This is a genomic window from Photobacterium sp. ABD4_091, assembly GCF_056160145.1.
Genome location: NZ_JBSWWQ010000002.1, coordinates 254,513 through 281,038 on the forward strand (window position 1 = coordinate 254,513; position 26,526 = coordinate 281,038).

16 protein-coding genes are annotated in these 26,526 nt (G+C 45.8%); 9 read left to right on the forward strand and 7 right to left on the reverse strand.

What is annotated here, in order from left to right; genetic code table 11:
- Window positions 1–144 precede the first annotated feature (144 nt).
- Together traF and ACXAGQ_RS15445 are read right to left on the reverse strand one after the other, a co-directional pair.
- A complete protein-coding gene (traF, locus tag ACXAGQ_RS15440; protein ID WP_475255021.1) occupies window positions 145–1,338 on the reverse strand; it encodes a conjugal transfer protein TraF in 1,194 nt (397 codons plus the stop codon).
- A gap of 56 nt (window positions 1,339–1,394) precedes the next feature.
- On the reverse strand, window positions 1,395–5,960 hold the full coding sequence (locus ACXAGQ_RS15445) for an Ig-like domain-containing protein (RefSeq protein WP_475255022.1): 4,566 nt from the start codon (window positions 5,958–5,960) through the stop codon (window positions 1,395–1,397).
- 538 nt (window positions 5,961–6,498) lie between these two features.
- Between ACXAGQ_RS15445 and ACXAGQ_RS15450 the strand changes: the two genes are divergently transcribed.
- The gene (locus ACXAGQ_RS15450) at window positions 6,499–6,948 is read left to right on the forward strand and encodes a carbohydrate porin (protein ID WP_475255023.1); all 450 of its coding nucleotides are present in this window, start codon (window positions 6,499–6,501) and stop codon (window positions 6,946–6,948) included.
- Window positions 6,949–7,085: 137 nt separating this feature from the next.
- Here the strand turns inward: ACXAGQ_RS15450 and ACXAGQ_RS15455 are convergent, their stop codons facing one another.
- A complete protein-coding gene (locus ACXAGQ_RS15455) occupies window positions 7,086–8,342 on the reverse strand; it encodes a maltoporin (RefSeq protein ID WP_475255024.1) in 1,257 nt (418 codons plus the stop codon).
- Between the two features lie 172 nt (window positions 8,343–8,514).
- The gene (locus ACXAGQ_RS15460; protein ID WP_475255025.1) at window positions 8,515–9,414 is read right to left on the reverse strand and encodes a LysR family transcriptional regulator; all 900 of its coding nucleotides are present in this window, start codon (window positions 9,412–9,414) and stop codon (window positions 8,515–8,517) included.
- A 271-nt stretch (window positions 9,415–9,685) separates the two neighbouring features.
- On the opposite strand from ACXAGQ_RS15460, the gene ACXAGQ_RS15465 reads away from it, so the two are divergent.
- On the forward strand, window positions 9,686–11,329 hold the full coding sequence (locus ACXAGQ_RS15465) for a glycoside hydrolase family 13 protein (RefSeq protein ID WP_475256599.1): 1,644 nt from the start codon (window positions 9,686–9,688) through the stop codon (window positions 11,327–11,329).
- Window positions 11,330–11,459: 130 nt separating this feature from the next.
- Window positions 11,460–12,539: a tyrosine-protein phosphatase gene (locus ACXAGQ_RS15470; protein ID WP_475255027.1), complete on the forward strand. Its 1,080-nt coding sequence runs from the start codon at window positions 11,460–11,462 to the stop codon at window positions 12,537–12,539.
- Between the two features lie 94 nt (window positions 12,540–12,633).
- On the opposite strand, the gene glgX is transcribed toward ACXAGQ_RS15470, so the two are convergent.
- Entirely contained in the window at window positions 12,634–14,583 is a 1,950-nt protein-coding gene (glgX, locus tag ACXAGQ_RS15475; RefSeq protein WP_475255028.1) for a glycogen debranching protein GlgX, read from the reverse strand.
- Between the two features lie 370 nt (window positions 14,584–14,953).
- Between glgX and ACXAGQ_RS15480 the strand changes: the two genes are divergently transcribed.
- From ACXAGQ_RS15480 to ACXAGQ_RS15505, 6 genes are all read left to right on the forward strand, one after another.
- A complete protein-coding gene (locus tag ACXAGQ_RS15480; protein ID WP_475255029.1) occupies window positions 14,954–16,300 on the forward strand; it encodes a carbohydrate porin in 1,347 nt (448 codons plus the stop codon).
- 149 nt (window positions 16,301–16,449) lie between these two features.
- Window positions 16,450–17,358, forward strand: coding sequence for a MalM family protein (locus ACXAGQ_RS15485; RefSeq protein WP_475255031.1), 909 nt, complete (start codon window positions 16,450–16,452; stop codon window positions 17,356–17,358).
- Window positions 17,359–17,507: 149 nt separating this feature from the next.
- A complete protein-coding gene (locus ACXAGQ_RS15490) occupies window positions 17,508–19,322 on the forward strand; it encodes an alpha-amylase family glycosyl hydrolase (protein WP_475255032.1) in 1,815 nt (604 codons plus the stop codon).
- 307 nt (window positions 19,323–19,629) lie between these two features.
- Window positions 19,630–20,817 carry a potassium/proton antiporter gene (locus tag ACXAGQ_RS15495; RefSeq protein ID WP_475255033.1) on the forward strand — a complete coding sequence of 396 codons (1,188 nt, stop codon included), beginning with the start codon at window positions 19,630–19,632 and terminating at the stop codon, window positions 20,815–20,817.
- Window positions 20,818–21,054: 237 nt separating this feature from the next.
- A complete protein-coding gene (malE, locus tag ACXAGQ_RS15500; RefSeq protein WP_475255034.1) occupies window positions 21,055–22,236 on the forward strand; it encodes a maltose/maltodextrin ABC transporter substrate-binding protein MalE in 1,182 nt (393 codons plus the stop codon).
- A 107-nt stretch (window positions 22,237–22,343) separates the two neighbouring features.
- The gene (locus ACXAGQ_RS15505) at window positions 22,344–25,163 is read left to right on the forward strand and encodes an amylo-alpha-1,6-glucosidase (protein ID WP_475255035.1); all 2,820 of its coding nucleotides are present in this window, start codon (window positions 22,344–22,346) and stop codon (window positions 25,161–25,163) included.
- A gap of 96 nt (window positions 25,164–25,259) precedes the next feature.
- On the opposite strand, the gene ACXAGQ_RS15510 is transcribed toward ACXAGQ_RS15505, so the two are convergent.
- Window positions 25,260–25,442: a hypothetical protein gene (locus tag ACXAGQ_RS15510; protein WP_107297079.1), complete on the reverse strand. Its 183-nt coding sequence runs from the start codon at window positions 25,440–25,442 to the stop codon at window positions 25,260–25,262.
- A gap of 199 nt (window positions 25,443–25,641) precedes the next feature.
- Window positions 25,642–26,511: an alpha/beta hydrolase gene (locus ACXAGQ_RS15515; RefSeq protein ID WP_475255036.1), complete on the reverse strand. Its 870-nt coding sequence runs from the start codon at window positions 26,509–26,511 to the stop codon at window positions 25,642–25,644.
- Between the last annotated feature and the right edge of the window lie 15 nt (window positions 26,512–26,526).

Genomic DNA, 26,526 nt, shown 5'->3' on the forward strand with positions numbered 1-26,526 from the left:
GGAAGTGGTTTTCACTTCCCGTTTTTTATCTCTTATTGAAAATTAGCGAAATGGCATCCACGAAAAAAGAGCTTGGGCTACTGTAAAGTAAAAAAGCCACCCAATATTTCTAGAGAGCGGCTTTTGAAGTTGATAAATGGGTTATTAGAATGTCAGCTTAAATTGGGCTGATGCTCCTAGTTGGTCATCGCCATACTCGAAGGCAATATCAGCACCAAAGCGGCCAAATGGTGTAAAGCCGAAACCTGCAGAAATGGTATCATCATGGTGTTTATTCAAGCTGTGTTTATAACCAGAGCGAAATTGCAACCAATGCCAAAGATCAATTTCAGCACCTAGGCGGGCAAATTGGCTGTCATAGCCAAATTCTTCAATGTATTGGCGCGCATTCAAATCCAGATCAAACCCGAATTGGAATACATTGGTTTTATAACCTATTCCTAGTTGGTAGGCTGGTTCGACAACCATTGTATATTCGGTACCTAACTGATCGATAGGCAGGGTCATCGACTGGGAAATCAGGTTTTTACCTACCATACCGATAGTTAAATTATCGGTTGGGTTAAATGTCATACCGATATCGAGATTGATCCCACTGGAGTCTACATCATGCATGATTTCATTAGGATCATACATGGCAGTCATGCGGGCACTTTCAAATTCTGCGTACATTGCCTGATATTTAGGTGTGATACCAAAGGCCCAAGCCATGTCACGTTCGCCCCATTTGAAGTCATGTCGGCTAGCCATAGAAATACCGACATCAACGGTGGCAACAAGGAGTTCGTTATAAGTACTCCCTATATCACTGACTGAATCGCCACCATTGAAATCAAGATTAAAGTCATTCTCATCAACATTGGCAAATGAGAAGAAAGTCGACTCAGCAGAGATAAACAGGTTAGCGCTCATATACTTATTTGGGATGGCTAAGGCAATAGCAGCACTCGTATTAGCAACACCAAAGCTACTATCATAGTTCACTAACGCATGTTGCCAGCCTGAAAGTAAATGGGGGGGGATTGGGCTACCAGGTTGGGCGTACTGAAAGCGCAATATTTGAGCGGAAGCATTCCACAGGTCGTCTTCACGATCTGCATGTTCAATGTAACCGTTGGAGTAACCACTCACTGCAGGTATTAGCAAGCCAAAGTTGTCACGATCTGAGTTATAATTCGCCAGCATGGCTGGGTTAGACATAGGTGCAGTAAGATAACTGGCCGACGCCACCCCAACGCCACCCATTGCCATTTTTCGGGCATCGGCATCAGCATGAACAAGTCCGCTGGCACTGAAACACACTAGCAGACCAAGGGTGCTCTGATTCATTTTTTTCATTGTATATAACCGGAAAAAAGAGCTAACCGCGAGGACCGCGGTTAGCTCAGTACTAATTAATGAGGAAGGGCTTCTGGGTCACGAAGTTGTAGTCGCCAGAAGTAGTTGGTACCACTGTTAGTGTGTACTGCTTCGAAAAGGTACCAAGTTCCATTCATCTTATATAGACGCTTATTACTCGTTATTGATGTTGGAAGGCCAAATAGAGCCTCATCATCGAGGAACTCACCAGTTTCAGAGTCTTGCACCATGAGAGTACCGTAACTAATCATTAATAGTTCATTGTTTGCTTTAGGGTTTAGCAGACTCAAGTTAGAAACATCATAGTTTTTATGGGTGTCGTTGAATTCATTATTGACACTAGTAGAGTTGGAAAGATTAGGCAATTGAACTACGTTCGTCGTAAATTCAAACGTATCCCATTCATGAGCCTCCCGCCAAGTATTTCCTGGTGAATCTTTATAAGTGGTGGCATGTGCAACTAATAGATCTTCATGTTTAGCAATGTTGAATTGAGTTCGAGTTGACCACGCTTCACGTTCATCTCGCGTAAATACCTCAGGGAATTTAGTAATATCATCCCATAACCAGTACTCATCATGACCATTAGAAACTGATGCAAAGCAGTATGCACGTACTACACCATTCTCGAACTGTAACTGGAACCCTGTATTCATGGAGGTGGTCATATTGTAGCAGTAACGCCCCTCAGCCTGAGTTGGATAAACAAAGGTTTTAACCTTATCTATTTTTCCTGAATCTCGATTGACATAACTCAGCTCAGGTGGGCGGTAGCCACCACTAGAGTTTGTTGAACTATTGGTATCAAGTAAAATATAGTGTTTGTCTGAGTCGAATTGATGAATCCAAGTATAATTACCGTGATCATGCGAACGTTCGTTTAACGTTATCCATTCCTTCGATTCTGGATTGTATTGGTATGTTACAAGCCGACGTGGATTTGATGTGTGTAATTGGTGGTAATTTAGCAGTCCATCTTCAGTAAAACTGTATACGTCTCGTCTTTGAGTCATGGCAACTTGAGTAAAATCAACACTGCTAAAGTCAATTAGGTGAATTTCACTTGTCTCTAAGTTGTAGATGTACTGGTCAGTAACCCTGTTTGCATTTTCTGTTTTAAGCAGTACGTAACCATTACCACCACCATCACTCAACACCCTAGACATATCTGAGTTAAGCTTTAGACCCTCAAGAATTAAGGTATAGTCACTGATTGATTCGCCATCAAACTCTGTGACATAGATGCCTTGTAGGACACTGTTTTCTGACTTACTCCAGAATTGGTATAATTTCTCGTCATAAAAAACTTGTCCTGTAGCTGTATGGTTACGTTCGCTGCCGAGGTTCATACGGTGCCACATGTAAGTATTAGCATTATGTTGAACTGTCAGGTCAACATTAACTTGAGGAGAACTTGCTGAACCTGAAACCTCAATACCAGCATAGCGGAGGCTTTCTATTAGTTCGGTTTCATCTCCAGATAGGTCAATTCTGAACCTTGTTTCGCCTGCTCTGAATGCCCTAAACCCTTCTTTCCTAGCACTCGAATTGAGGTAATTAGCAATGCGTTTTGATGACTGGTCATAGTCAGTATTTACATAATAATTTGAAATAGCATGGGAGTAATCTAACGTTGTGCCATCAGAGAAACTTAGGACTAACTGGCCTGGGTGAATATCACCTTCAACCATCGTCATTTCATTATTGAAAATTGATGGCTCAATGGACACTAGATCTGGTAATAATACCATTACTTCAAGAGAGTCACGCTCACCTTGCCACTCAGCAATAATATTGGCGTTACCAGGAGCAATACCTTCAATTAGCCCGTGCTCAACAGTTACATATTGGTCTCCCGTTGAACGCCAGCTAACATCCGTAGTAACATTTTGGCTATCACCACGGTCGAAGTGGGCAGTAGCCGTCAACTGCAGGATATCACCTTTTCGGAAATGACCGACATCACCAGAAATCTCGAGGCCAACCAGTACTGGCTCGTCACTGATAACTTCAATTACGGTTGCGCTAGTTTGCTCTTGGTACTTCGCGGTAATGGTTGCAGAACCAATTTCTTTTGCGCTAATCATCCCCGCAGCATTGACAGTCAATACATTCGAGTTAGATGAAATCCACTCAGGGATAACATCAAATTCATCATTGTTGTCAAATGACGCTCTGGCTGTTAGCTGGCGGCTATCGTTTTTCTCGATCTGTCCTGTATCACCGTTTATTGCAAGACCCACTAATTGAGGTGCATCTGTGGTAACCGTCAGTGCGGCAGAAGCGCTTTGTGTATCAAGTTCGAAGTTGATTGAAGCTTGGCCAACACCAATAGCTTTTGTCACTCCAGACATGACATGGGCAACAGTTGAATTGTCTGAACTCCATTGACCACGGCGTGATACGTCGATTTCTTGACCATTGTTATAGCTACCCATGGCAACGAAGGTGGTTGACTCACCTACACGTAGTGCTTCAGAACCTGAGCTAATTGATACTGACTCAAGTGATAGTGCCTCAACAGTTAGTTCTGTACTGTCTTGCTTGCCTTTGTGAGAAGCTGTAATGGTAACTTTGCCTTCTGCGTGTGCAGTCACGATACCGTGAACAACACTGGCAATGGCCTCATTGCTTGATGTCCACTGAGCTCGACGTGAAAAGTCGAGTTCAGATTCATCATCAAATGTTGCTGTTGCCCCCCATACTGAACTATCACCAGCAAACAGAATGGTTTCACCGGTGGTTAGTATAATATCAACTAGCTCTGCCTCGTAGGCTTCAACGGTAAGTGTGGTGTTATCTGATAAACCATGTAGTGAAACAGTAATCGTTGCACTACCTTCGCCAACAGCCTCAACGACACCTTGGTGAACAGTTAGGATATCACTATTGCTGCTTCGCCATTGGGCTTGAGTGGTAACGTCTCGTGTATCATCGTTATCAAACAGTGCCTCGGCAGATAGATGCCATTTTTCACCAACAGGTTTATTTTCATTATTTCCAAGAAGCGTGATAGATACTATTTCTGGTTCGACAATATCCTCTTCGAGTACGGTAACTGTTTGGCTCTGCTCGAAACCGCTAATCATTGCTTTTATTGTTGCTTGTCCTGGGGCGTTAGCAATTACTGTACCATTAGCAACTGTGGCAATAGTGGAATTGGATGATGTCCAAGTTGCTGAATAGGTCAGATCACGGGATGACTCATCATCATAGAACCCCGTAGCTGTAAGCTGCCAGCTTTCACCCGGTTTCTTTGGTGAGTCGTAACCAGATAAAGATAGTGACTCGAGTTGAGGTGGAAGTACGTCTTCATCACGGATGGTCAGCGTCGTGACATCTTGCTTTCCGTCATAGTTAGCACGAATAATCAAAGTGCCAGGCTTGATAGCGGTTAGCCATTGGTCATCAATATCCGCATTCTCAGCAGGTTCAGTAGACCAAGTAATGACATTGGATATATCAGAGGCTGTATCATTTGACCAGTAAGCAATGGCTGATAGGTGGACTTGCTCATTTACACTGATTTCTTCTACATCAAGATCAATTTGTATCCTATCAAGGTCAACGATTTCATCACGCTCAAATACTGTAATGTTGAATGTATCAATACAGCTCTCACCACCATAACTATATGATGCTGAAACAGAGGCACTGCCTGCACCGTTGAGGTTAACTAAGCCATTAGATGAAACTGATGCGACATAAGTGTTATCTGTCGTCCAGCTAGGTGACTGGCCGGCAATTTGACTACCTGTGACACGGTCTGTGATATAGCTAGAGAGTGTCCAGCTATCACCCACTCGGCCTTTATGTGGGTCAACATCCCCAGGAGGAATAATAGTAAGGTCGCACCGAGCTGGTTTACTGCCAAGAACCTCATCATTCTTTTGATACCAGTCATCAAGGATCCCTGTCCCTAACTCGAGCACATTATTGATTTCAGATGCCAGCGGTTCAGAAAATAGAAGTGACCAGCTCTGAGCGAGAGCTTCACTGTTTTCTAAAGACCAGGTGTTCCATTGCGTACCACTTTTTAGCCCGGTAAGCCAACTTAGTGAGCCTGTGCTGTTACTGTCTGCTAAACCTTCAAGGACAGTTTGTAGTGAGCTACTGAACTGAAGGATTGAAGAATTGACAGTATCAGAATGTTTGTTTTCTGAAAATTGACGCCATTCTTCTTGGCTAATTATCCCATCGTCATTTAAGTCAGCCACAATATATTGTGATGTTGACAGTGATGAAAGATTGCCCGAAAGGTGACCAAGGCTAACAGCATCTTGAAGCGAAAAATTTAAATAACTTGCCAATTGAATTGAATCAGCCGTTGAAATTAGATATAGGCGTTCGTTTCTTACTTTTTGGTAAATTGAGTCATTAATGTTTACAGGTAAGTTGTAACTTCCTCGGTGACTTGAATCAACCGAACCTAAAAGTTGATTGCCTGCATAAATTGCTACGGCACCATAGTTATTTCTTGCACCGTGAAGCTCACCACTAATAGTAAATTCTTTATAATTTGGTGTGGGCTCATTATCTTTCTCATCAACACAGCCAATAATTGCTAGTGTGAGAGGTAGTATAGTCCATTTATATTTCACAATATAACCCTGCTAGAAGACATCATTGTCGTGCGAATTCTAAACACCCTCACAAAAGGAAGCAATATCACAATTTTACATTGTCATGACATGGGTTTTCTTCTAAGTGATTATAAATATTAAGTAAAGGCAAAAATTTGCGAAATCACCTTCAGTAACTGTAATATTTTTCTGAAATATTTCTGTTGATGTAATTACTTTATATAACTTACATTTTTAAACATTTATTTGTTGTATTTATTTGTAAAAAAAGTATGAAACTGCTTTCTTATTAATTGTAAGAATTTATTTATGCGATTTTACTTGAACTAATTATTAAAATACGTAAGTTGCACGTAGTAACTGTGCTTTTATTAGTGTGATGTGAATAACCATGGCAATGGTGACTTTTTAAATGTCTAATTATAAAAATAGATTACCTCTATAAAGTAATAGCCCTTAATCATATAAATCATTTCACTAATGGCTTTAAATTGATTCTATGAGTATTTCTTTAAGTGATGTTACATGTGAAGCCAAAGTCTCATTGAGGTGGCAAATGCCTCCGATACACCTTTGCAGGGAATGGGTTTCTGGCAAGGGGGGAGCATCGATTTTAGCAAGTAATCAGCTATTTTTTTGTGAGCAAGGGGGATGGGAGCTGCGTATGGGTCGCTTCGAAGCGTATGACATGTTCCCAGTAGGGCAAGATACCTTCCTAGAATACTCGGGTGATACCGCTAATGATTTCTACCGAGACGGTGCGGGTTATGTTTACGGTGTGAATGACTTCGATGCAAAATCTGATTTCTATGACGGTAAAGTGAAGATTGGTACGTTCTACGCATCTTATGAGTTCGCCAATGTACTGGATGTGGAAGACTTCTCAATTTACCTAGGTGCTTTCCACACAAGCCTGAATGAAGAAGGTACGCGTTTGAACGACGGTGCAATGTTCAGCGAGCTAGACGACAAAGGTGCTCGTGTACGCTTCAAGTACTTCTTCTAAGTTAAACCTCTTTTAAATACTGTTATCTATTGTTCTTTTCAGTCCTTTTTGGCAACAGCGTTTGCTGTTGCCACTTTTTATCGGGAAGTGGTTTTCACTTCCCGTTTTTTATTTGGCCTTGGGTAATTGAAAAGCGCTTACCACCAAGCTTCGAACTGAACGCCGACGTTAAACTCAGAGTCTACCGTTGAGACAACATTGTTTTCGTCGATACTGTCGATGTTAGAGAAGTAGGTGCCATATAAGCGGATTTCTGGACGAGCAAAGAAGTCTTCGCCGGCACTCCAAGCCTGGGCGATTGTCACTTTCTGGCCAGAAAGGTCTTTACCACTGGTATCTTGGTTGTTGAAGTAACCTGCTTCAAAAATGGTTTTGTGGTGTTTGTCCCAACTGTAGGTAGGACGTAGCACGGCAGAAAAGTAGGTCAGGTCGTCATTCTGGTTGGCATCAACATCGTCGATAGTCGCAGACCATAGTAGTTGGTGGCCAAGCTCAATGTTTTCGGTTAGGTTAACCACCCCCCAGTTGATCAAACGGTATGCACTACCACCGCTTTTGGTGTTCGCGTGGTAAGTGGTACCGGCGCCGAACGTAGCGAGTTCTGTGGCGTAGCCTTCAGTACCGTATTGAAGAACGGTTTTGCTAAAGCCACTGTCTAGGTTTTGGGTAATTTGCGCGGTTGCCATTACACCGTCTTTGCTGTCTTTTGCCTCTTGTGGGGCGTCTTCGGAAGGGTTAGTGATGGCGTAGTTGATACCCAGTTCCAAGTCTGCACTGTTCCATAGGTCAATACCGGCATAGCGCATGTCGACAACGTTGACGTTAAGTCCCTCACCGCGGTTTCCAGTGTCAGTAATATCGTTATCGTCGTTTCGTATGACGGCAAATGAGAAGCGGCCGTCACCGAGGTCTAGGTTCTCGATACCTGCACCCGCGCCAGATGTATTCCAGTAGTAAAAATCGGTAATGTGGACATCATGGCGTTGGTAGTAACGCTTACCAGCCCAGAGTGTGGCTTCTGGGGCAAATTTTAAAATGCCTGTCGCTTGCACATTCAATTGGCGAAAATCTATGAAGCCGTTTTCTTCGTCATCTTTGAGTGATTCAAAAATGTTAGAGCCATCACTGCCCACAGCCAGCATAGAATCAAAGTAAAACCGGGCACCCTCTTCGTTGTAGATTTCTTTGCCGAGGCCAAACTCAGCAAACGTATCGGCTTCGTTACCCAGGCGGCCTAGTTGCTGCTTGTTGAATTCAACGTTTTGGCCATTGTCACCGCTGATACCGATACCTGAACGGGCATAGCCGTGGAAGACAAAGCTGTCGTCGGCAAACACTGTTGGGGCAAGCAGAGACGCAGAAACAGCCAGCGCGGTAAGGTTCATTTTCATCATTTTTCATCCCTTTAATGGAAATGTGTTGGTCATAAATATTGGAATTATTTTTGTGGGAATGTTCCCATTTATTGATGGCAGATAATGGCAGGGAAGTGCGAGCGGGTAAATGGGAATGTTCCCACCACGTAAGTCGGTTCACATTCTCCTTACATCCCCGGAGATGGGGTAATTAGGAGAAATCTATTAAAACTTCTTTAATGTCAGATATATGAGTTGGTAATGATTCATTGAGGTGATAAATGCCAACGATGCCCGTTTGCGGTGCTTGGGCCTCAGGCAGGGGGAAAATGTCAAATTTAGCAAAGTAGTCAGCCATACTTTGGGTGTAGGGCATGATGGCTTTGGAGCTGGCAAGGAAGTCTAGGCTGGCACTTAGCGAATTAATCTCATAACTAATTCTTTCACTAAGTTTTTTCCTTTCTTTTTCTTGCAGTTTAGGCTGCGGGTTTTCAATTAGGTGTTGGTAATTGTCCTGATCAGGGGTGACTTGCAGTAACGGGTAAACGTCATAGTCTTTTTCAATATCACCGGCAATGAGAAGAGGGTGGGAGCGATGGACAAATTGCGCTTCTTTGTCTTGCAGGATCGGGGTGAATTTCACATTGTAGCGGCGGGATAGCCCTTGGATCTCATGGCCAATGAAAAGGTCAATGTGGCCATGGATAAGCATGTCCATCAGCTTGAGGTGATTGCCAAATTCAAGCTGGATTGAAATACCTGGGTGCTGGCCGCAATAGGCGTTTAGGGCCTCTTTGACAAAGACTTCCCACCAAGCATCGCCGGTACCCATTTTGATCTTTTCTGTTTTCCGCGCTTTGAGATCGGCGAGCTTGTCCAGCATGGCGTCATGGCGGCGGCTGAGGTCTTGGATCTGTTCTTGGAAAAGCTTGCCGTACTCGGTGAGTTCAACACCTTTGGAGCGGCGCGTGAACAGGGAAACTCCCAAGCCGCTCTCCAACTTTTTCATGTTGTTGGTCAGTGTAGGCTGGCTAAGGTTAAGTTGCTGTGCTGCCGAGCTGATATTGCCTAATTCGGCTATCGCGAGAAATTGGCGGTAGTGCTTGTCCATCGATAAAACCAGTGAAAATATCTTTGCAAGCAGTCTCACATTTATTGAAATCCGTCACAAAGAGAAAGGAATCAAACTTGTGATCTCTGTCGGCAATATCCCTTATGATATAGAAAAAAACTATATCACAAGTGTGGTGGTGTATTTTTCATAGTGAAAGCGGCGTCATAAGATATCGGCAACTTCGATTTCTGTCCTAGAAATCAACCTAGACTACAACACAACTAAAACTGAGCCCCTTGAGGGCCTTTTTTGAGGGTTTGCCATGAACATGACACCTAAATGGTGGCACGATGCCGTCGTATACCAGATCTACCCACGCAGCTTTTGCGACAGCAATAATGATGGCATGGGGGATCTTCAGGGCATTATCAGCAAGCTGGATTATCTGAAAGCGTTGGGCGTGAATGTCCTGTGGCTGTCGCCGGTGTATAAATCGCCAATGGACGACAATGGTTATGATATTTCTGACTACCAGGATATCGCACCGGAGTTTGGCACCATGGAAGACATGGATCAATTGCTGGCGGAAGCTAAAAAGCGTGATATTCGCCTTATTATGGATTTAGTGGTGAACCATACCTCTGATGAGCACCCTTGGTTTGTTGAAGCGCGCAAGTCGAAAGACAACCCTTATCGTGATTACTACGTTTGGCGCCAGCCTGCCGAGGACGGCGGTGTTCCAGATGAAATGGGTTCTGTATTTGGTGGCAGCGGCTGGGAGTTCGACGAGCAAACCGGTGAGTACTTCCTGCATATTTTCTCCAAGCGCCAGCCAGACTTGAACTGGGAAAACCCTAAGGTTCAAGAGGAAGTCCATAAGATGATGAACTGGTGGATCGACAAGGGTATCGGTGGTTTCCGTTTAGATGTTATCGACCTTATTGGTAAGGAAATCGACAAGAAAATCACCGGCAACGGCCCACGCTTGCACCCGCTTATCCAGCAGATGAACCGCGCTACCTTCGGTGATAAAGATCTTCTGACTGTGGGTGAAACTTGGGATGCAACACCTGAGATTGCCAAACTATACAGCGACCCTGCTCGCGAAGAGTTCTCCATGGTGTTCCAATTTGAGCATATTAGCCTGACGTGGAAGCATGGTGATAAGTGGCAGCCAATCCCATTGGATCTGCCAACGTTCAAGAAAGTATTGACCAAATGGCAAGTAGAACTGGCTGATGAAGGCTGGAACTCTTTGTTCTGGAATAACCACGATTTACCTCGCGTGGTGTCGAAATACGGTTGTGATGGCCAGTACCGAGTTGAATCAGCCAAAATGCTGGCGACGACACTGCACATGATGAAAGGCACACCTTACATTTACCAAGGTGAAGAGATCGGCATGACCAATGTCGCCTTTGACAGTATTGATGAATACCGGGATATCGAGACGCTGAACTTCTACAAAGAGCGTACCGAAAACGGTGTGGCACCAGAAACTATGCTGGCAGCGGTACATGAAAACAGCCGCGATAACGGCCGTACCCCAATGCAGTGGAATGACAGTGCCAATGGCGGTTTCTCGTCAGTTGAGCCTTGGATCAAGTCGAACCCGAATTACCCTGAAGTGAATGTCAGTGCAGCACTGGATGACCAAAACTCGGTGTTCTATCACTACCAGAAGTTAATTGAGCTGCGTAAGTCGCTGCCTGTTATCGTCTACGGTGAGTTTGAGCCAGTGTTTGAAGAGCATGACAAGATCTTTGGCTACGTTCGTTCAGATGCAAACCAGCGTTTGTTTGTGCTCAACAACTTTACCGCAGAAGAGATCAGTATTGATCTGCCTGCACATCTACAGGCTCAGCAAGTTGAATGTGTGATTGCGAACTACGAGCATCATCAATCGTTGCCAGCGACGATGACTCTTAAGCCTTATGAGTCATTTGCCGTGTTGCTGCCAGAAAATCGTTAATATCCGTAACTGCAGTTAATTGTCATTATTGTTGTTAGGCTTGGCTCTATTTCTTGGTTGAAGTAGAGCCCTTTTTATTTATGGTCAGTGGATACTGCTTTTAAGCGGTGGGGTATACGGATGCAAAATTATGCATTATAAAGTCAAAGATAATCAGGTTGTATTCACCGTTCAGTCTCAATGTGAAAGTTTATATTTAAAAGGGACATTTACAAATTGGATGGTTGATGAAGATTTCCGGTTTGAAAAAAGTCCTGAGGGCTACCGTTTAATTAAACACTTTGAGGATGTTAATAAAATAGGGAATTCCGGATTTATAGAATATGTCATATGGGATGATATAGCCCAAGTCTCAGTTGAAATAAGCTCTGCCATGAAAGGGCATTATTTTAACAACCAGTTTAATGGTGGCTTCAACCAGTTATTATTTTTACATCCTCCTACTAAAGATGAACTAACAGAGATTTATGAAGCCTCTCGGCAATCCTTCCATATAAAAAACCATGAAGATGACTTTTCTTCTGATGCACAGTTAGCTAATTTTCGCAGTGTAGTTGGCGGAAAGATAAAGCCAGACTGGTTGTATCGCAGTTATCATCCAGTCATTGCCTCTAGGGAAAACCATCCTGAGCTAAAGCACATTGAGCCAGTAAGGCAGGCTAAGGTGCTCGCCCTGATGGCACAGCATCACATCGGGAATGTGATTAACCTGTCCGATACCGCCGCAGAGCTTGATCAATTGATGCCGTTAGTACCTGAGAGCTATTACAAACATTGTTGGCAGCAAGGTAGGGTGAATAGTATTCCGGTCGCGTACGAGACGGTTTATTTCATGTCCAACAGAAACGAGCCGTTAAACGACGATGAGCTGGGGTTCGAAGATGGTATCCGCTGTTTGATTGAGACAATCGCAGCCACTTCTGGGCCATATTTAGTCCATTGCCGTCTAGGTTCAGATAGAACCGGGGTGATCTGTGCTTTCATTCAGTTACTGATGGGGGCTGAGAAAGAGGGTATCGCAGACAACTACCTTATGACGAACCAACTTGGTATCGGTGAATACCGAAGCTTTAGGTTGTTGGAAAGGGCGCTAATGGCTGCGGTTGGGGATGACTGTTTCCAAAATGGCGAAGAAAAGGCATTGAGATACCTATTAAGCTTAGGCCTGCCGTTATCAATCATTGAGCAGGCTAAAAGCAACCTCGTATGACGCTTAAAGGTGAAAAAACAAAACAGCCCAACAGAGCCGACTTCGTTGGGCTGTTTTTATTTAGTTTGAATCTTTGATTGCTTTGCGGTCGGGCTTAATCACGGTACAAAATAGTCATTGAGTGAGCACCTTGCATATAGGTTGTTTGGACTTGCCGTGAACCTAAGTTGGATTCAGAAGTATCGCAGATCACTTGCCATTTGCTGCCCTCTGGTAAACGGTAGCGAGTCGGTATCGGCGAACTGTTGGTTAAAAACAGCAGCTCCTTGCCGGTATTGAACAAGCCGAGGTATAAAGAAAACGCTTCTAGCCCCTGCCAGTCTTCGGCATTCATTGGCTGGCCATTGGAACGGTTCCAGTGAATGCGGTGATGGCCGCGGTTCTGCCCGCTGAAAGCACGGATGAACGGGGACATATAGGTTTTACGCCGTTCAAGCATGGTTGCCAGCCATTGGCTAAACTCAGATTTGTCAATGCTCGGTGACCAGTCTGCCCAGCTAATCTCATTGTCTTGGCAATAAGCGTTGTTATTGCCCCCCTGGGTATGCGAGAGGGCATCGACCGCCAAGATATGCGGAATACCGAAGCTAAACAGCAAGGTTGTCATCAAATTGCGTTTTTGGCGCTCCCTACGGCTCAGTATGGCGTAATTAGTGGTTTCTCCTTCGACCCCTTGGTTGTTTGAGCGGTTATCGCCATGGCCGTCACGGTTGTTCTCGCCATTGGCATGGTTGTGCTTTTGGTTGTAGGAAACGAGATCCTGCAAGGTAAAGCCATCGTGGTAAGACACAAAGTTAACCGGCAGCTTATCAGGCCAGTTACCGGCACTGAATAGGTCTCGAGAGCCCATGATCCGGGTAGCGAACTCTTTGACATTGTTTTCCTGGCATAGCCAGTAGCTCTTTACCGTGTCGCGGAATTTGTCGTTGCATTCGTTCCAGCCACGAGGGAAGTAGCCCAGTTGATAGCCATCAGGACCAATATCCCATGGCTCGGCAATGAGCTTTACCTTTTGGAGAATAGGATCTTGGGCTATAGCCTTGAAGAACGCGCTTTGGGCATTAAAGCGATCGCCATGGCGGCCTAGGGTTGCCGCCAAGTCGAAGCGGAAACCATCGATTTTGTAGTTAGTGACCCAGTGACGCAAGGTGTCTAGCACGATGTTCAAGCTCGGTTGGTACGTCAGGTCAAAGGTGTTGCCGCAACCGGTATGGTTTTTGTAATTCTTGACGGAGTCCTGGAGGTAATAGTTCTTGTCCAGGCATTTGAAGTGGAATTTCGGCCCTCCCTTGCCGCCTTCTGCGGTATGGTTGAAGACAATATCCATGATGACTTCGATACCGTGGCGATGGAGCTCCCTCACCATGGTTTTCATTTCGGTGACCGGGTCTTCGGTGGCATAGCGAGGCTCTGGTGCCATAAAGCACAGGCTGTTGTATCCCCAGAAGTTAACCTTGTCCATTTTCAGCAAATGGGGCTCGGACATGCATGAGGTAACCGGGAGAAGCTGCAGGCTAGTGACACCTTGCTGTTTGAAGTAGTTGATCATGGCTGGCTGGCAGAGGCCTAAATAGGTACCTTGATATTTTTCTTCAATCTCAGGGTGCTGTTTGGTAAAGCCTTTGACATGGGTTTCGAAAACAATGGTTTCTTCGAGCGGAACTTGGGGCAGGGTGGTGCCTTGCCAATCAAAGCTGTGGTCGACCACTACCGATTTGGCGAAATGCCAGCTTCTGTCGGCAGTAAAGGGTTCAATATAATAGGGAACTTTATTCAGGGCTTGGGCATAAGGATCGAGTATAAGGCGGGTTTCATTTTTATCTTTAATTTGGTAACCGTATACCTGTCCCTTATTTATACCTGCTACGAAGGTGTAATGTATATCTAAGTGCTGGTTTTCTAATTCAATAAAGGTTTTTTTGTTGTTGTAATCAAATAAAACCAGTTTGACTTCTTTGCTTTCTGGGCAATGAATAGAAAAATTACACCCTTGATCACATAATGTAGCCCCTAGTGGAAATGGTTGAGCTAATTTAGCGAACATCCTGTACATCTCTTTGCTAATTTTACATATCTATAGTGTTATTTAAGCGAGAAATAAATTTCAGTCAAGGAAAGTTTTTTTTTCTTAAAAAATTAAAAAAAATTCAGTTACCAATAGTTTCACCAAACTTTAATAAAGGTGATTGGCTTCTTGTTTTTATCGGTTGTTCTGTAATTTTCTTTCAGTTTTACGCCTAACCTTCGTGAGGCTTATCACGGAACCCCTCTCCACCCCATTTACTACGCCCCTCTCATCCTCCCTCCTACTCCCTGTTTCAGGAGGATGTCGAAAACTGTATCAAGGCTGAATATGAGTTCCGAAAAGATTGCTAGAGAGCAGTCACGATAAAAATATAAGAAGGGACATTCCTATGAAACACAAGTTAGTACCTGTAGCAGCGGCATTACTTACCGCGCTAGCTTCACACAATGTAGCCGCTGAATCTGCAACTGATGTTATTGCCGATGGCTGGGAAGTACATGGATACGCATCTATGAACTACCGTATGGTTGAAGGTGAAACAGTTGATACTGAATATGGAAAGCCAGATTACAAAACTGCTGGTACACACGGTAAGAGCACAAACCAAGTTGAGTTCGTAATTAAGAAACATACAGAGCACCAAAATGGTGTGTGGTCTGATTTCGTTGTTCGAGCTGAGTACGGTAATGGTAACTCTTACGCTTATACATCTTCAGGTAGCCAGAAAGATAACACAACTGCACAGTTTGAAATCAAAGAAACTTTTGTTGAAATTGGTGGTATTTCATTCCTAGGTGAAGATACATCTGTTTGGGGTGGTCAGCGCTTCCTAAATCGTTCTGCAGGTTTACTATCTGGTGAATTCTGGAAACAGTCATCAGGTGTTGGTGCCGGTGTACAAACCAAGCTTGGTGGCAATACTGCGGGTTTAGCTGTTGTATCTGCTGACCCAGATGCAGGTTCTGCGGACTCTTACAGCCTTGATTGTAAGCAAGAAGACGGCACTATTTCTACAAACCCGAATGAGTGTAAAATTGTACTAGACGGTGCCGATGAGCGCTCCACTCTAACTTCTATTGACTTGTACTACTACGGTGTTCAGGCGCTTGGCGGTAGCTTTGATTTCGACTTGAAATTCATGTCGCAAGCTAACAGCGATGATGACGGTATCGGTGCGTCTATCACCTATAACCGAGACTACTACGGCCTAGATGGTTGGACTCAGACTGCCGTTGCATACGGTAAAGGTATTGCCCAGAACCGTGGTGTGAATTTCGGTGGCTGGTCTGGTGGTGACGATAATGCAGAATCTCTGTTCTTCACCTCTTACGGTGTGCTTAACATCTCTGACCGCTGGCAGATGGGCTCTGAAATCACTTACATCGGCGCGCTAGATGAGTTATGGGGTGCGGAAGACCTGAAACGTTACATTGTTGCAGTTCGCCCTTCATACAAAGTGAATGACAACCTGCGCGTTGAAATGACTGCTTCTTATGCACATGAAGAAGGTAAAGAAGGTTACTGGGGGCGTACCGGTGATGACGTTGAGAGCGATATCTGGAACGTTGAGTTAGCAACTCCAATCACAGTTAACTCTGACTACTTCGGTCGACCACAGATCAAACCTTACGTGAGCCACATTATGGCTGATGATCGTGCGAGTGCTAAGCAAATCGGCATCAAGAACGGTGACAGTGAAACAGTTGTTGGTGTCCACACTGAAATCTGGTTCTAAATCACAAAATTGTTAAGGCAGCCCTCGGGCTGCCTTTTTTCGTCACGATTGGTTCTATACCTATTCGCTTTTTTAAGTAGAGTGAAAGCAAATAGATATATGCCCAAATAAATATATACCAAGTCAGTAATATGGGTGTAGGAGATAAAATGAAAATAATGAAACTAACATTAGCAGCACTGCTGACAGCTTCGCTTGTTGGCTGTGCATCTTCCCCTTCAACAGAAACAATCAAAGACATCACTGTTACAGAGCAGGCTTGCTGTGAAGCCTTCAGCCAGTTTGCCTGGATCCCAATGAGTGGCGACAGCATTGATTTTGCCGTTGATCAGTATTCGCAAATCGGTAACTTTGCAGAGGGCAAAAGTTACTTTGCAGGCTTTGTACTGCCTGAGAATGTGGAACGTATGCGCGTTGACCTAAAGAGTTGGATGCGTGCCAATGGTGTGTTTGCGCCTAAGGTACTTCTGCTTAGCCCGACTTTCGAGGTAGTCGATTCCATCGAGCTTGATGAGTTTGAAGTTAAGACATCTGATATGTTCCGCTTATCGCGCTATGAAAAGCGCTTCGAGCTGAGCCAGACAGAAACACCTTATATGGTGGTGTACTCTCCACTGGAGTACCGCGAAGGTGAAATCCAAATTCCTCACCCGGAAAGGGTGCGAGCGGAAGAACTTGGACTAGCCCGCCCGATGGTGACCGATCCTATTATCCAGCACCAGAAATTCGGCTCGCTTGAATTAGACATGAAGCCAACAGCGCTTCGTTCATATCGCGCAAGTGAAGCGCCTAAAGCGGTAGTGGCAGCGCCTGTTGTCACCCAGCCAAAACCTGCGGTCGCAGCGGCGGCACCGGTTGCGGCAACGGCAGCAAGCGTGGCAGTTGCTACGCCTACATCGGCTAAGATGCTCCCTGAGAGCGAAGCTTTTTATAACAGCCAGATTAAAGCGGCAGTAGAAAGCAATGATATGCAAAAAGCCCTTACCCTAATGGAAGAAGCCAAGCGTGCGGGTTCAAGCACCGCGGAAGCGACCTTCCTTGAGTTGATTAAAAAGTAAGGGTGCAGTTTTAAACAATACCTACGAAGGCAGGGTGTTTTTCGAATCCTCACCTTGCAAAGCATTGGGTATGTCGGGCAGACAATCGTCTGCCCGTTCTCTTATCTATTGTCTATAGCGATTCTATTTGCTTGTATTGAGTTTATTTCATGACAGATCCTATGCATTCATCCGCTTTCAAGCGTACGGCAAAGCAAAACAAAGAAGTGGTTTACCAGGTATTCACACGCCTATTTGGCAACACCAACACGACCAATAAGCCCTGGGGTACGTTGGAAGAAAATGGTGTTGGCAAGTTTGCTGATTTTACTGATAAGGCATTAAGTGAAATTAAGGCCCTAGGGGTAACCCACATTTGGTACACCGGTGTTCCTCACCATGCCTTGGTGCGAGATTACACCGAGTTTGGCATCGAAGATGACCACCCAAGTGTGGTGAAAGGTCGTGCAGGCTCTCCGTATGCGGTTAAAGACTACTATAATGTGAACCCCGACTTGGCCGTTGACCCTGCCAATCGGCTTGAAGAGTTCAAGGCACTTATCGAGCGTTCACATCAACATGGGCTGAAGGTCATTATCGATATTGTACCTAACCATGTTGCAAGGCGTTACCAGAGCCTGACTAACCCTGAGGGCGTGGAAGATTTCGGTGCATCTGATGATTCCAGCGTTGCTTACCACAAAGACAACAACTTTTATTACATTCCAGGGGAACGTTTCTCAGTACCTGAAGCGGAAGGAGGCTACCTGCCGCTTGGTGGGGAAGCGCATTCTTCGCTAGCGACGCCTTTCGAAGAAAACCCAGCCAAATGGACGGGGAATGGCTCGCGATTGGCCCAGCCTGAATTTGATGATTGGTATGAAACCGTCAAGGTGAACTACGGTATCCGTCCTGATGGCAACAAAGATTTCGATGAACTCCCTGCTGGTTTCGACAAGCAAGATCATGCAGCCCATTTTGCTTTTTGGCAAGGCAAGGAAGTGCCTGACTCGTGGGTGAAGTTCCGAGATATCGGCCTGTATTGGCTGGCAATGGGAGTTGATGGCTTCCGATATGATATGGCCGAGATGGTACCAGTGGAGTTCTGGAGTTACATGAACTCATCGATCAAACAGGTTAACCCAGATGCCTTCTTGATGGCAGAGGTTTACCAGCCGGATCTCTACCGCGATTACATTCACCTTGGCAAAATGGATTACCTGTACGACAAGGTCGACTTATACGATACGCTCAAGTTGGTCATGCAAGGCAAGAGCTCAACGGATGCTATCGTGGATGTCCAGGAGCAGCTGATGGATATTGAACACCATATGCTGCACTTCTTGGATAACCACGACGAACTGCGGGTTGCAAGTCCGGAATTTGCAGGAGATGCCAATAAAGGCAAGCCAGCCATGCTGGTATCCACCTTGCTGAGCACGTCACCGACTATGCTGTACTTTGGCCAGGAGGTCGGAGAACCTGGCGCTGAAGATGCTGGTTTTGGCTTAGCTTCACGTACGACCATCTTTGACTATTTCGGTGTGCCCCATCATCAACGCTGGATGAACCATGGCGAGTTCGATGGCGGCCAGTTGACCGAGGATGAACGCAACCTACGAGACTTCTACCAGCGCTTGATGAATTTCTCTCTAAGCAGCCCTGCGCTGATGGGACAGTACCAAGAACTGCATACCCACAACCGCCAGCATGGGATCGGCTACGATGAGCAGTTGTTTGCTTTCTCGCGTTTTGATGATGACGAGAAGCTGATCATGCTGGCTAACTTTGCTGATAGTCCAAAGGGTACAGTGACGCTGTCACTCCCTGAGGATCTGATTGACCAATGGCAGTTGGCCGACGGTGAATACCAACTGGATGAGCAGCTCTATCATTCGGCAAATGCTGTGCTGGTGGTTGAAAGCGGCGAGGGGCGTATCACGCTAGATGTGAAAGCTTTAGAAAGCACTGTACTATCGTTTTAATAAAACTATCATTTCCATAGAGCGATCACTTTCATATAACTTGCACTTTCATAGCGCCGATAGTGAAAAGGCTTATTGATTACACAGCATTGGAGGCCGCAATTTTGCGGCCTTTTGTTGTTTTTAGTGTGCTTATAAAGACCAGCATAGAAATCTAAGCGGGATCACAAAAAAATGTAATGTTTAGTTACATGAAATTAGCTAATAATTTCAATCTGTCAGCAAACATTAGCCTCAAAGCAACAGGGCGCATGGTACAATTTGAGTTACCAGATTGTTATTTATCCGTGTTGTTGGGAGAAGTCTATTGAGTACAGAATTAATTATGCTAGGGATGGCGGCGTTGATTGCCATCGGGATCCTGCTTCATCAACCATCGAAAACACTGGGTTTGCCTTCTTTGCTTATTTTTATTGGTGTCGGCCTGCTGTTTGGTAATGGTGAATTTAATTTTGTTTATGACGATTTGGCTTTGACTTCATTTATTGGCTCGCTAGCCTTGAATGTCATTGTATTTGTCGGCGGCTTGAATACTTCTAAGGCCAGCATCAAAGTGGCTTACAAAGAAGGCGGGGTGCTTTCAACCGTTGGGGTGTTGTTTACCACCGCCATTTTTGGTGGGTTACTTTACTATATTACTGATTTTAATATCTTAACTTGTTTACTGTTTGCTGCCGTCGTCTCATCGACCGATGCCGCTGCGGTATTTTCAATCCTTGAATCGAAGAAACTCAAACTGAAAGAGTCCACCGATACTATCTTGGAGTTTGAATCAGCCACCAATGACCCGGTGGCATTGTTGCTGGTGGCAATTCTTACCGAAATGTTGGTCAATACTAACCAACAAATTAGCGGTATATCGATTGGCATTGAACTTGTACAGCAAATCATCGTCGGCCTCGGTGCGGGTTATTTGATAGGTTGGTGCTGTGTATGGCTACTGAACAAAATCAAACTTGAAGAATACGGCTTGATCCCTGTCTTTATCTTGGCCTGTTTCTTCATTGCGGCTTACGGTAGTGATTTGCTGGGCGGGAATATTCTAGTGTCTTCTTATGTTGCGGGTGTGTTTATCGGCAATGAGCTCAAGCGTGGCCGCGAAGTCAGTAAGCACTTCTTTAATAGTTTATCTTGGCTGGCACAGGCACTGATGTTTATTATCCTTGGTTTGCAGTTCTTCCCGAGCGAGCTATTCGGGGATGTTTGGTCTGCGATATTACCTGCCATTGCGCTGATTTTCATTGCAAGGCCATTAGCCGTATTCCTGAGCTACCTGCCATTCAGGGGCGTATCGTTCAAAAAGAAATTGTTCATTTCAGCCATTGGCCTAAAAGGGGCAACGCCGATTGTCTTTGCCTTGATCCCTGCCTCTGCGGGCGTTGCAGGCTCGCAAGAAATGGTGCATATGGTGTTCTTTATTGTGCTTATCTCAGTCGTGTTGCAAGGCTGGGCTATCGAACCCTTATCGAACAAGTTGGGGTTAGTGGATAAGTAATCGACTCCTGACTCTCCTCAAATAAACAGCCACAGTTCTTGTGGCTGTTTTTTTATGGATCTCTCTATCTTTCCTCTGCGACTAACTCCGCTACCTTAAGATATGAATATCTACAAAATGTGTTCAGTTTCACAGTGTTGAGTTAAGTATAGGGGGGCGTAGGCGAGGGGGATGATGCTCATCTCGAGTGGGAGGAGGAAAATGCTCGGGTCGAATAAAAATAATTTGGAAACAACTATGAAACGTGTGATGAAATCGTTCGCTCTGTGCTCTCTGACTGCTGCTCTTACTTTTCCGATGGCGGCCTCTGCCATGCAGGAAGGTGAAATTCTTATTTGGATCAACGGCGACAAAGGCTACGAAGGCCTAGCTGAAGTTGGCCGCCAGTTTGAAGAAGACACTGGGGTGAAAGTGAATGTTCAGTACCCTGAATCACTGGAAGCCAAGTTCCAGCAAGTCGCGCCTACAGGCGGCGGTCCTGACATCATCTTCTGGGCCCATGACCGCTTTGGCGGTTACGCCAAATCAGGCCTGCTGACAGAAATCAAACCGTCGCAAGAATTCAAAGACAAGCTGGTTGACTTTAGCTGGGATGCGGTGACATACGAAGGCAAGTTGGTGGGCTACCCTATCGCACTAGAATCACCTTCACTTATTTACAACAAAGACCTACTTCCTGAGCCACCGAAGACTTGGGAAGAACTATACGCGATTGAAAAGCAGATGGCGGCCAAGGGCAAGAAAGCCATCATGTGGGATGTGAAGAATGCATACTTTACTTGGCCGATGATCTCCGCAAACGGCGGTTATGCCTTTAAGAAAACCGAAACCGGTTTTGACGGCAAGCAAATCGGTATCAACAACGAAGCGGGTGTGGCTGGCTTGAGCTTCTTGGTCGATCTGTCCAAGAAAGGTGTTGTGTCAGCGGATATGGACTACGCAGTATCAGAATCTGAGTTCAACAAAGGTAACGTGGCAATGACCATCAATGGTCCTTGGTCTTGGGGCAACCTTGAGAAGTCAAATATCAACTACGGTGTTGCAGTATTCCCAACCCTTGACGGCGGTAAATCTAACCCATTCGTTGGTGTATTGAGTGCGGGTATTAACTCAGCTAGCCCAAATACTGACTTGGCAGTTGAGTTCCTAGAGAATTACCTGATCACAGATGAAGGTCTGGCGAAAGTGAACGATGACAAACCACTGGGCGCTGTGACGTTGAAATCTTTCCAGCAGGAGCTTTCTAAAGATAGCCGTATTGCAGCAACAATGACCAACGCCGAAAACGGTGAAATCATGCCGAACATCCCTGAAATGACGGCTTACTGGTTCGCTGAAGGTGCCGCAATCGAGAATGCGCTTCTAGGTCGTCAGACTGTTCAGGAAGCATTGGATACGGCAGCTTCTCAGATCCGTTAATTTAACCCGATATACATGTCTGAAAACCAATAGACACAACATTATGCGCAGCTCATCTTTGATGAGTCTGCGCTTTTTTGTCATTTACGATGACCCAAGGAATACACGTGAGCACAATTGAACGAGCGCCTTTTGCAGAGCAGTTATACGTTAAAGGGACATTCAATGGCTGGGGTGACGACACACCAATGGCATATATTGGTGATGGCTGTTACCAAGCTGTAGTTTGCTTTTCTGCCGATCTTCATAACTTCAAAATATCTGATCAACAAGGCTCTGAGGCATTTAGCTTCGCAGCCGATAAATACAAAGCGGTGGCTTGTGAGTTGAAGCAGCCACAGGCACTTATCCCAGCCAAGGGGATCGGCAACGACCTTACCTTTATGGCACCAGATACCGGTTTATATACAATCTCTGTCTTTGTTTCCGATGAGAAAGTCGATATGGTGATAGAGGCGGGTGGCGAAAACCTCGATAGCGAGCCGAACCGTGCATTGTTCAACGCTACTTTCTCGGTCAAAGCTGCGAAAGGGAACGTGCTAGGCAAAGGTAATAAGGTGCTTAGCCCTGAGTTGCTGTTTGATGAGCTTGCCATCGCTGTTGAGCAGAGCGCCCCATTTGTATTCGGGGACAACATCGACGGTTACTTTGATGGTGTGACCCACGGTTACGTTGCGGCAGGTAAGTACCGCCACAAGCAAGGTTGGTATCTTGGTGCAATGGCCTCATTTGTTGATGGCGTGCTAAATGACAAAACCATCGCCAAAGAAGCGCGTATCTACCCGTATGGAGTGACCCATAGTTTTAAAACTGGAACTGGAAAAGATATCGAAGAGACCTTCATGTTGTTTTCCGGGCAACAAAGCCGCCAGCGTAGTGCTGCTATCAGGGTTAAGTCGGCTGAACCAGCTCTCTTAGCGATAGCGCCCCAGCTAAACCTCGCAATGGACAGCTCATCAGTGACAGCATTTGATGGCGGGGTGGTGTATGCACTTTCAGAAGAGCTCCGCCAGGCAGGTACGCCATCGTTTATTGCGCTTTGTGCTGACCAGTCTTTTTCGTTCAGTGAAACGACTTTTGGCGAAACGCCAGATCTTAAAGACAAGGTTCACTTAAGTGGCCACCATGTGAAGCCGTTGCTAATGTCATTAGCCCCTCAAACAGAGCTGACCCTGTATCTGGCTTTTGCGGAAACGGAAGCGGAAGCGCTTGCTCATGCTCGCACATTGGTCGAGCAGGATGGGGTGAGTGTTCACTTGCAGCAGGTTTACGACATGCTGACCCATTCCTATGTCTGGACATCCGATCGCGAATACAACCGTGCTTTGATGTGGGCGAAGGCTGCTGGCAAAGTGTTTGTTTCGACCGAGTTTGGCAAGGGCATTTGGGCCGGCCTTCCATGGTTCAAGGACTGCTGGGGGCGTGATTCCTTTATTGCTGTACCGGGTATTACCTTGGTCAATGGTGATTTTGACGATGCCAAGACCATTATCGACAATTTCGCATCGATGCAGCTGGCTGATGAAACCAATGTGAATTATGGCCGCATTCCTAACCGGGTCACCAGCCTAACCAATATTATCTACAACACGACCGACGGTACCCCATGGATGGTACGTGAGGTGTGGGATTACTTGCGCTATAGCGGCGATAAAGACTACGCCAAAGCTATCTACCCGGTGGTACAGACCTACATTGCAGGTATCGAAAAGCATTATCTCGATGCTCATGGGCTGATGACTCACCGTGATCCGGATACCTGGATGGATGCCAAGCTTGAAGGCAAACTGCCTTGGTCGGCTCGTGGTACCCGTGCAAACGATATCCAAGCGCTTTGGTATACCAGCCTGTTGGTCGCTGCTGAACTGGCCAAGCTGACAGATGACAAGCAGAATGTTGAGCGCTATCAGCAAATGGCTGAGCGGGTAAGTGAAAGTTTCCAGGCGTTGTTCTGGGATCAAGGCCAGCAAAAACTGGCTGATCGTTTGTATAGTGATGATCAGCGTGATCTTCAGGTGCGAACTAACCAGCTGATGGCCGTTACCGTGCCATTTGATAATGGTCTGCTGGACAAAGCGATTGGTGCCAAGGTAGTGAAGAATGCCGTGAGTGAGTTGCTGTTCCCTTGGGGGATCACTTCGCTGTCACAGTACGATCCGATCTTCCATCCTTACCATGCCAACCGTGAGGAATACCACAAAGATGCTGCTTACCATAATGGAACCATTTGGGGGTGGAATGCGGGTTTCACGGTTTCAAGTCTAATTGAATATGGCTACGCCGATTTTGCCTACCAGCTGACCAAGAACCTGTCCGATCAGATCTTATACCTAGGCCACCGTGGGACTATGAGTGAAAACCTTGATGCATTTTTGAATGAGCAGGGTGCGCTAACCACAACAGGTACTTATGCCCAAGCGTGGTCAGTATCGGAGTTTAGCCGTAATGGTTACCAGGACTACATTGGCTTCAAACCAGAATTATTATCGGGGAAAGTTGTTTTGGCGCCATGTTTGCCGTCTAGCTGGCAGCAGTTTGATGCCGAGCTTCGTTTTGGGCAGTTCAATGCCCTGTCGGTAGGTTACCAGTGCACTGTTCAAGGCTTGCAGCGATTCGAGCTTGCTTATAAGGAAAGTAGTTCTGTTCAGCTTGAACTTCACTTGATGGCATCTGATAAGGCGAAGTATCAGCTTGTGCTGGAGGCCAACGAGCTACCAGCAGTGATCGAGTTTGATCCAGTTGATTCATCCGTTGCTGTGAATGGTCAGGTTCGTGATCTTGCTCAAATTCAACCAAGCTTTGTCCCTGTGATTGGTGATCTTGCTTTTGCCAAACCGGATCATTCATTGGTTTTCCCAGTACTACAGGGCCAGCACGTGCTGCAGCAGCAAGTAGAAAATGCCAACCTTGCTCAAGCGACTGACTAGTTTAGTTAGTTTCTACGGGGAAAAGGAAAGCGCTGCCAATGGGCAGCGCTTTTGTTTTGGGTCGTCGGTTAGTCAGCTAAAGGAGCAGCATGAGTATTAGTCGTAGTCCATATAAGTACGCCCCTCTAGGGAGTAGGGCTCGTTGTCATCATATAAATTCCGTTGCCCTCTGAGCTTTTGTACTTTGGCTTCAAGGGCTTTTGCCTCTTGATAGTTACCCTCTTGATACGCTAGGTGGATGCGTTGTTCGATATCTTCGATCCTATCATGGCTGCTCATGTCATGATCCTCCATTAGAAAGCCATACCCACTTAGGCAAACACATGCGCGGTTCAGTGCTTGCATAAGAAAAGAAGTGGTACAACCTACTTGCCGTTTCATTTTCAGTGTAGGAGCACTTTTACTCCTGTTCCACCTGTTAACTCCACTAAGGGCGATTTGGATCACTTTCGCTTTAAATATATATACCCAAGTTACCTCAAGGTGCAGGGTAGCTTGGGCAAATTAGGTTGATGAAACGCCGTGCCCAGGCCGTTTCACTGTGAATACCGCCATGATCAACATTGAACTGGCAAGTTACCTGGGGTGATTTGGTGCTCAGGATACTCGCAAACTCCTTGGCAAGGTCATGGTAAAGTGCCGGGAATGCTTCAATAGAGGGGTCACTGGTCTCATTGGTGCCGATATCCATATAGATATCGATAGGATGCTCGATAGATGCTTGCTCGAGGTAGGCTTTCATAGCCTTTGGTGCGAACCAGAAGGCTGGTGAGAACACGCCAGCTTTGGAAAAGGTATCTTGGTATTTCAACACTGCATAGAGGCTGATAAAGCCTCCCATTGAGCTGCCAGCGATAGTCGTTGATGTCCGTTCTGGCTGGGTTCGGTAATGGTGGTCAATGAAAGGCTTGAGGGTTTGGGCGATAAAATCGCAGTAAGCTTCGCCTTCACCACCTTGCGGCTCAATTGCTTGCTCCCAGCTGGCCAGTACTGCGGGTGGGGCGAATGCCCAGGGCGAGTATTCATCCCGCCGGCCGAGGTGGCCTCGGCGTTGGCTGCAATCAATAGCGACCACAATGAACCCTGTTGATTCGCCGTTGGCATGAAGCGCATCTAGCTGCTCAGCGACTTGCCAGCTAGCACCGGCAATGCATAGCTCGGGCTCAAAGACGTTCTGGCCGTCATGCATGTATATGACAGGGTAGCGGTGTGTGGTGTTTTCGTAGCCTGTTGGTAGATAAACGCGAACATGGCGCTGGCGGTTTAGTTGCGGGATATCCATATTCTCATGGACAATCATCCGTGCGGGGTCATAGGTTTTTTGTGTTGGGTCTAGGGTAAACGGCATAGGTACTCCGAGGGC

Bases quoted from the DNA above. Each gene is read 5' to 3' on its own strand.
- traF (WP_475255021.1), bottom strand. From the start codon at position 1,338: ATGAAAAAAATGAATCAGAGCACCCTTGGTCTGCTAGTGTGTTTCAGT.
- ACXAGQ_RS15450 (WP_475255023.1), top strand. From the start codon at position 6,499: ATGCCTCCGATACACCTTTGCAGGGAATGGGTTTCTGGCAAGGGGGGA.
- ACXAGQ_RS15455 (WP_475255024.1), bottom strand. From the start codon at position 8,342: ATGATGAAAATGAACCTTACCGCGCTGGCTGTTTCTGCGTCTCTGCTT.
- ACXAGQ_RS15460 (WP_475255025.1), bottom strand. From the start codon at position 9,414: ATGGACAAGCACTACCGCCAATTTCTCGCGATAGCCGAATTAGGCAAT.
- ACXAGQ_RS15465 (WP_475256599.1), top strand. From the start codon at position 9,686: ATGACACCTAAATGGTGGCACGATGCCGTCGTATACCAGATCTACCCA.
- ACXAGQ_RS15470 (WP_475255027.1), top strand. From the start codon at position 11,460: ATGCATTATAAAGTCAAAGATAATCAGGTTGTATTCACCGTTCAGTCT.
- glgX (WP_475255028.1), bottom strand. From the start codon at position 14,583: ATGTTCGCTAAATTAGCTCAACCATTTCCACTAGGGGCTACATTATGT.
- ACXAGQ_RS15480 (WP_475255029.1), top strand. From the start codon at position 14,954: ATGAAACACAAGTTAGTACCTGTAGCAGCGGCATTACTTACCGCGCTA.
- ACXAGQ_RS15485 (WP_475255031.1), top strand. From the start codon at position 16,450: ATGAAAATAATGAAACTAACATTAGCAGCACTGCTGACAGCTTCGCTT.
- ACXAGQ_RS15490 (WP_475255032.1), top strand. From the start codon at position 17,508: ATGACAGATCCTATGCATTCATCCGCTTTCAAGCGTACGGCAAAGCAA.
- malE (WP_475255034.1), top strand. From the start codon at position 21,055: ATGAAACGTGTGATGAAATCGTTCGCTCTGTGCTCTCTGACTGCTGCT.
- ACXAGQ_RS15510 (WP_107297079.1), bottom strand. From the start codon at position 25,442: ATGAGCAGCCATGATAGGATCGAAGATATCGAACAACGCATCCACCTA.
- ACXAGQ_RS15515 (WP_475255036.1), bottom strand. From the start codon at position 26,511: ATGCCGTTTACCCTAGACCCAACACAAAAAACCTATGACCCCGCACGG.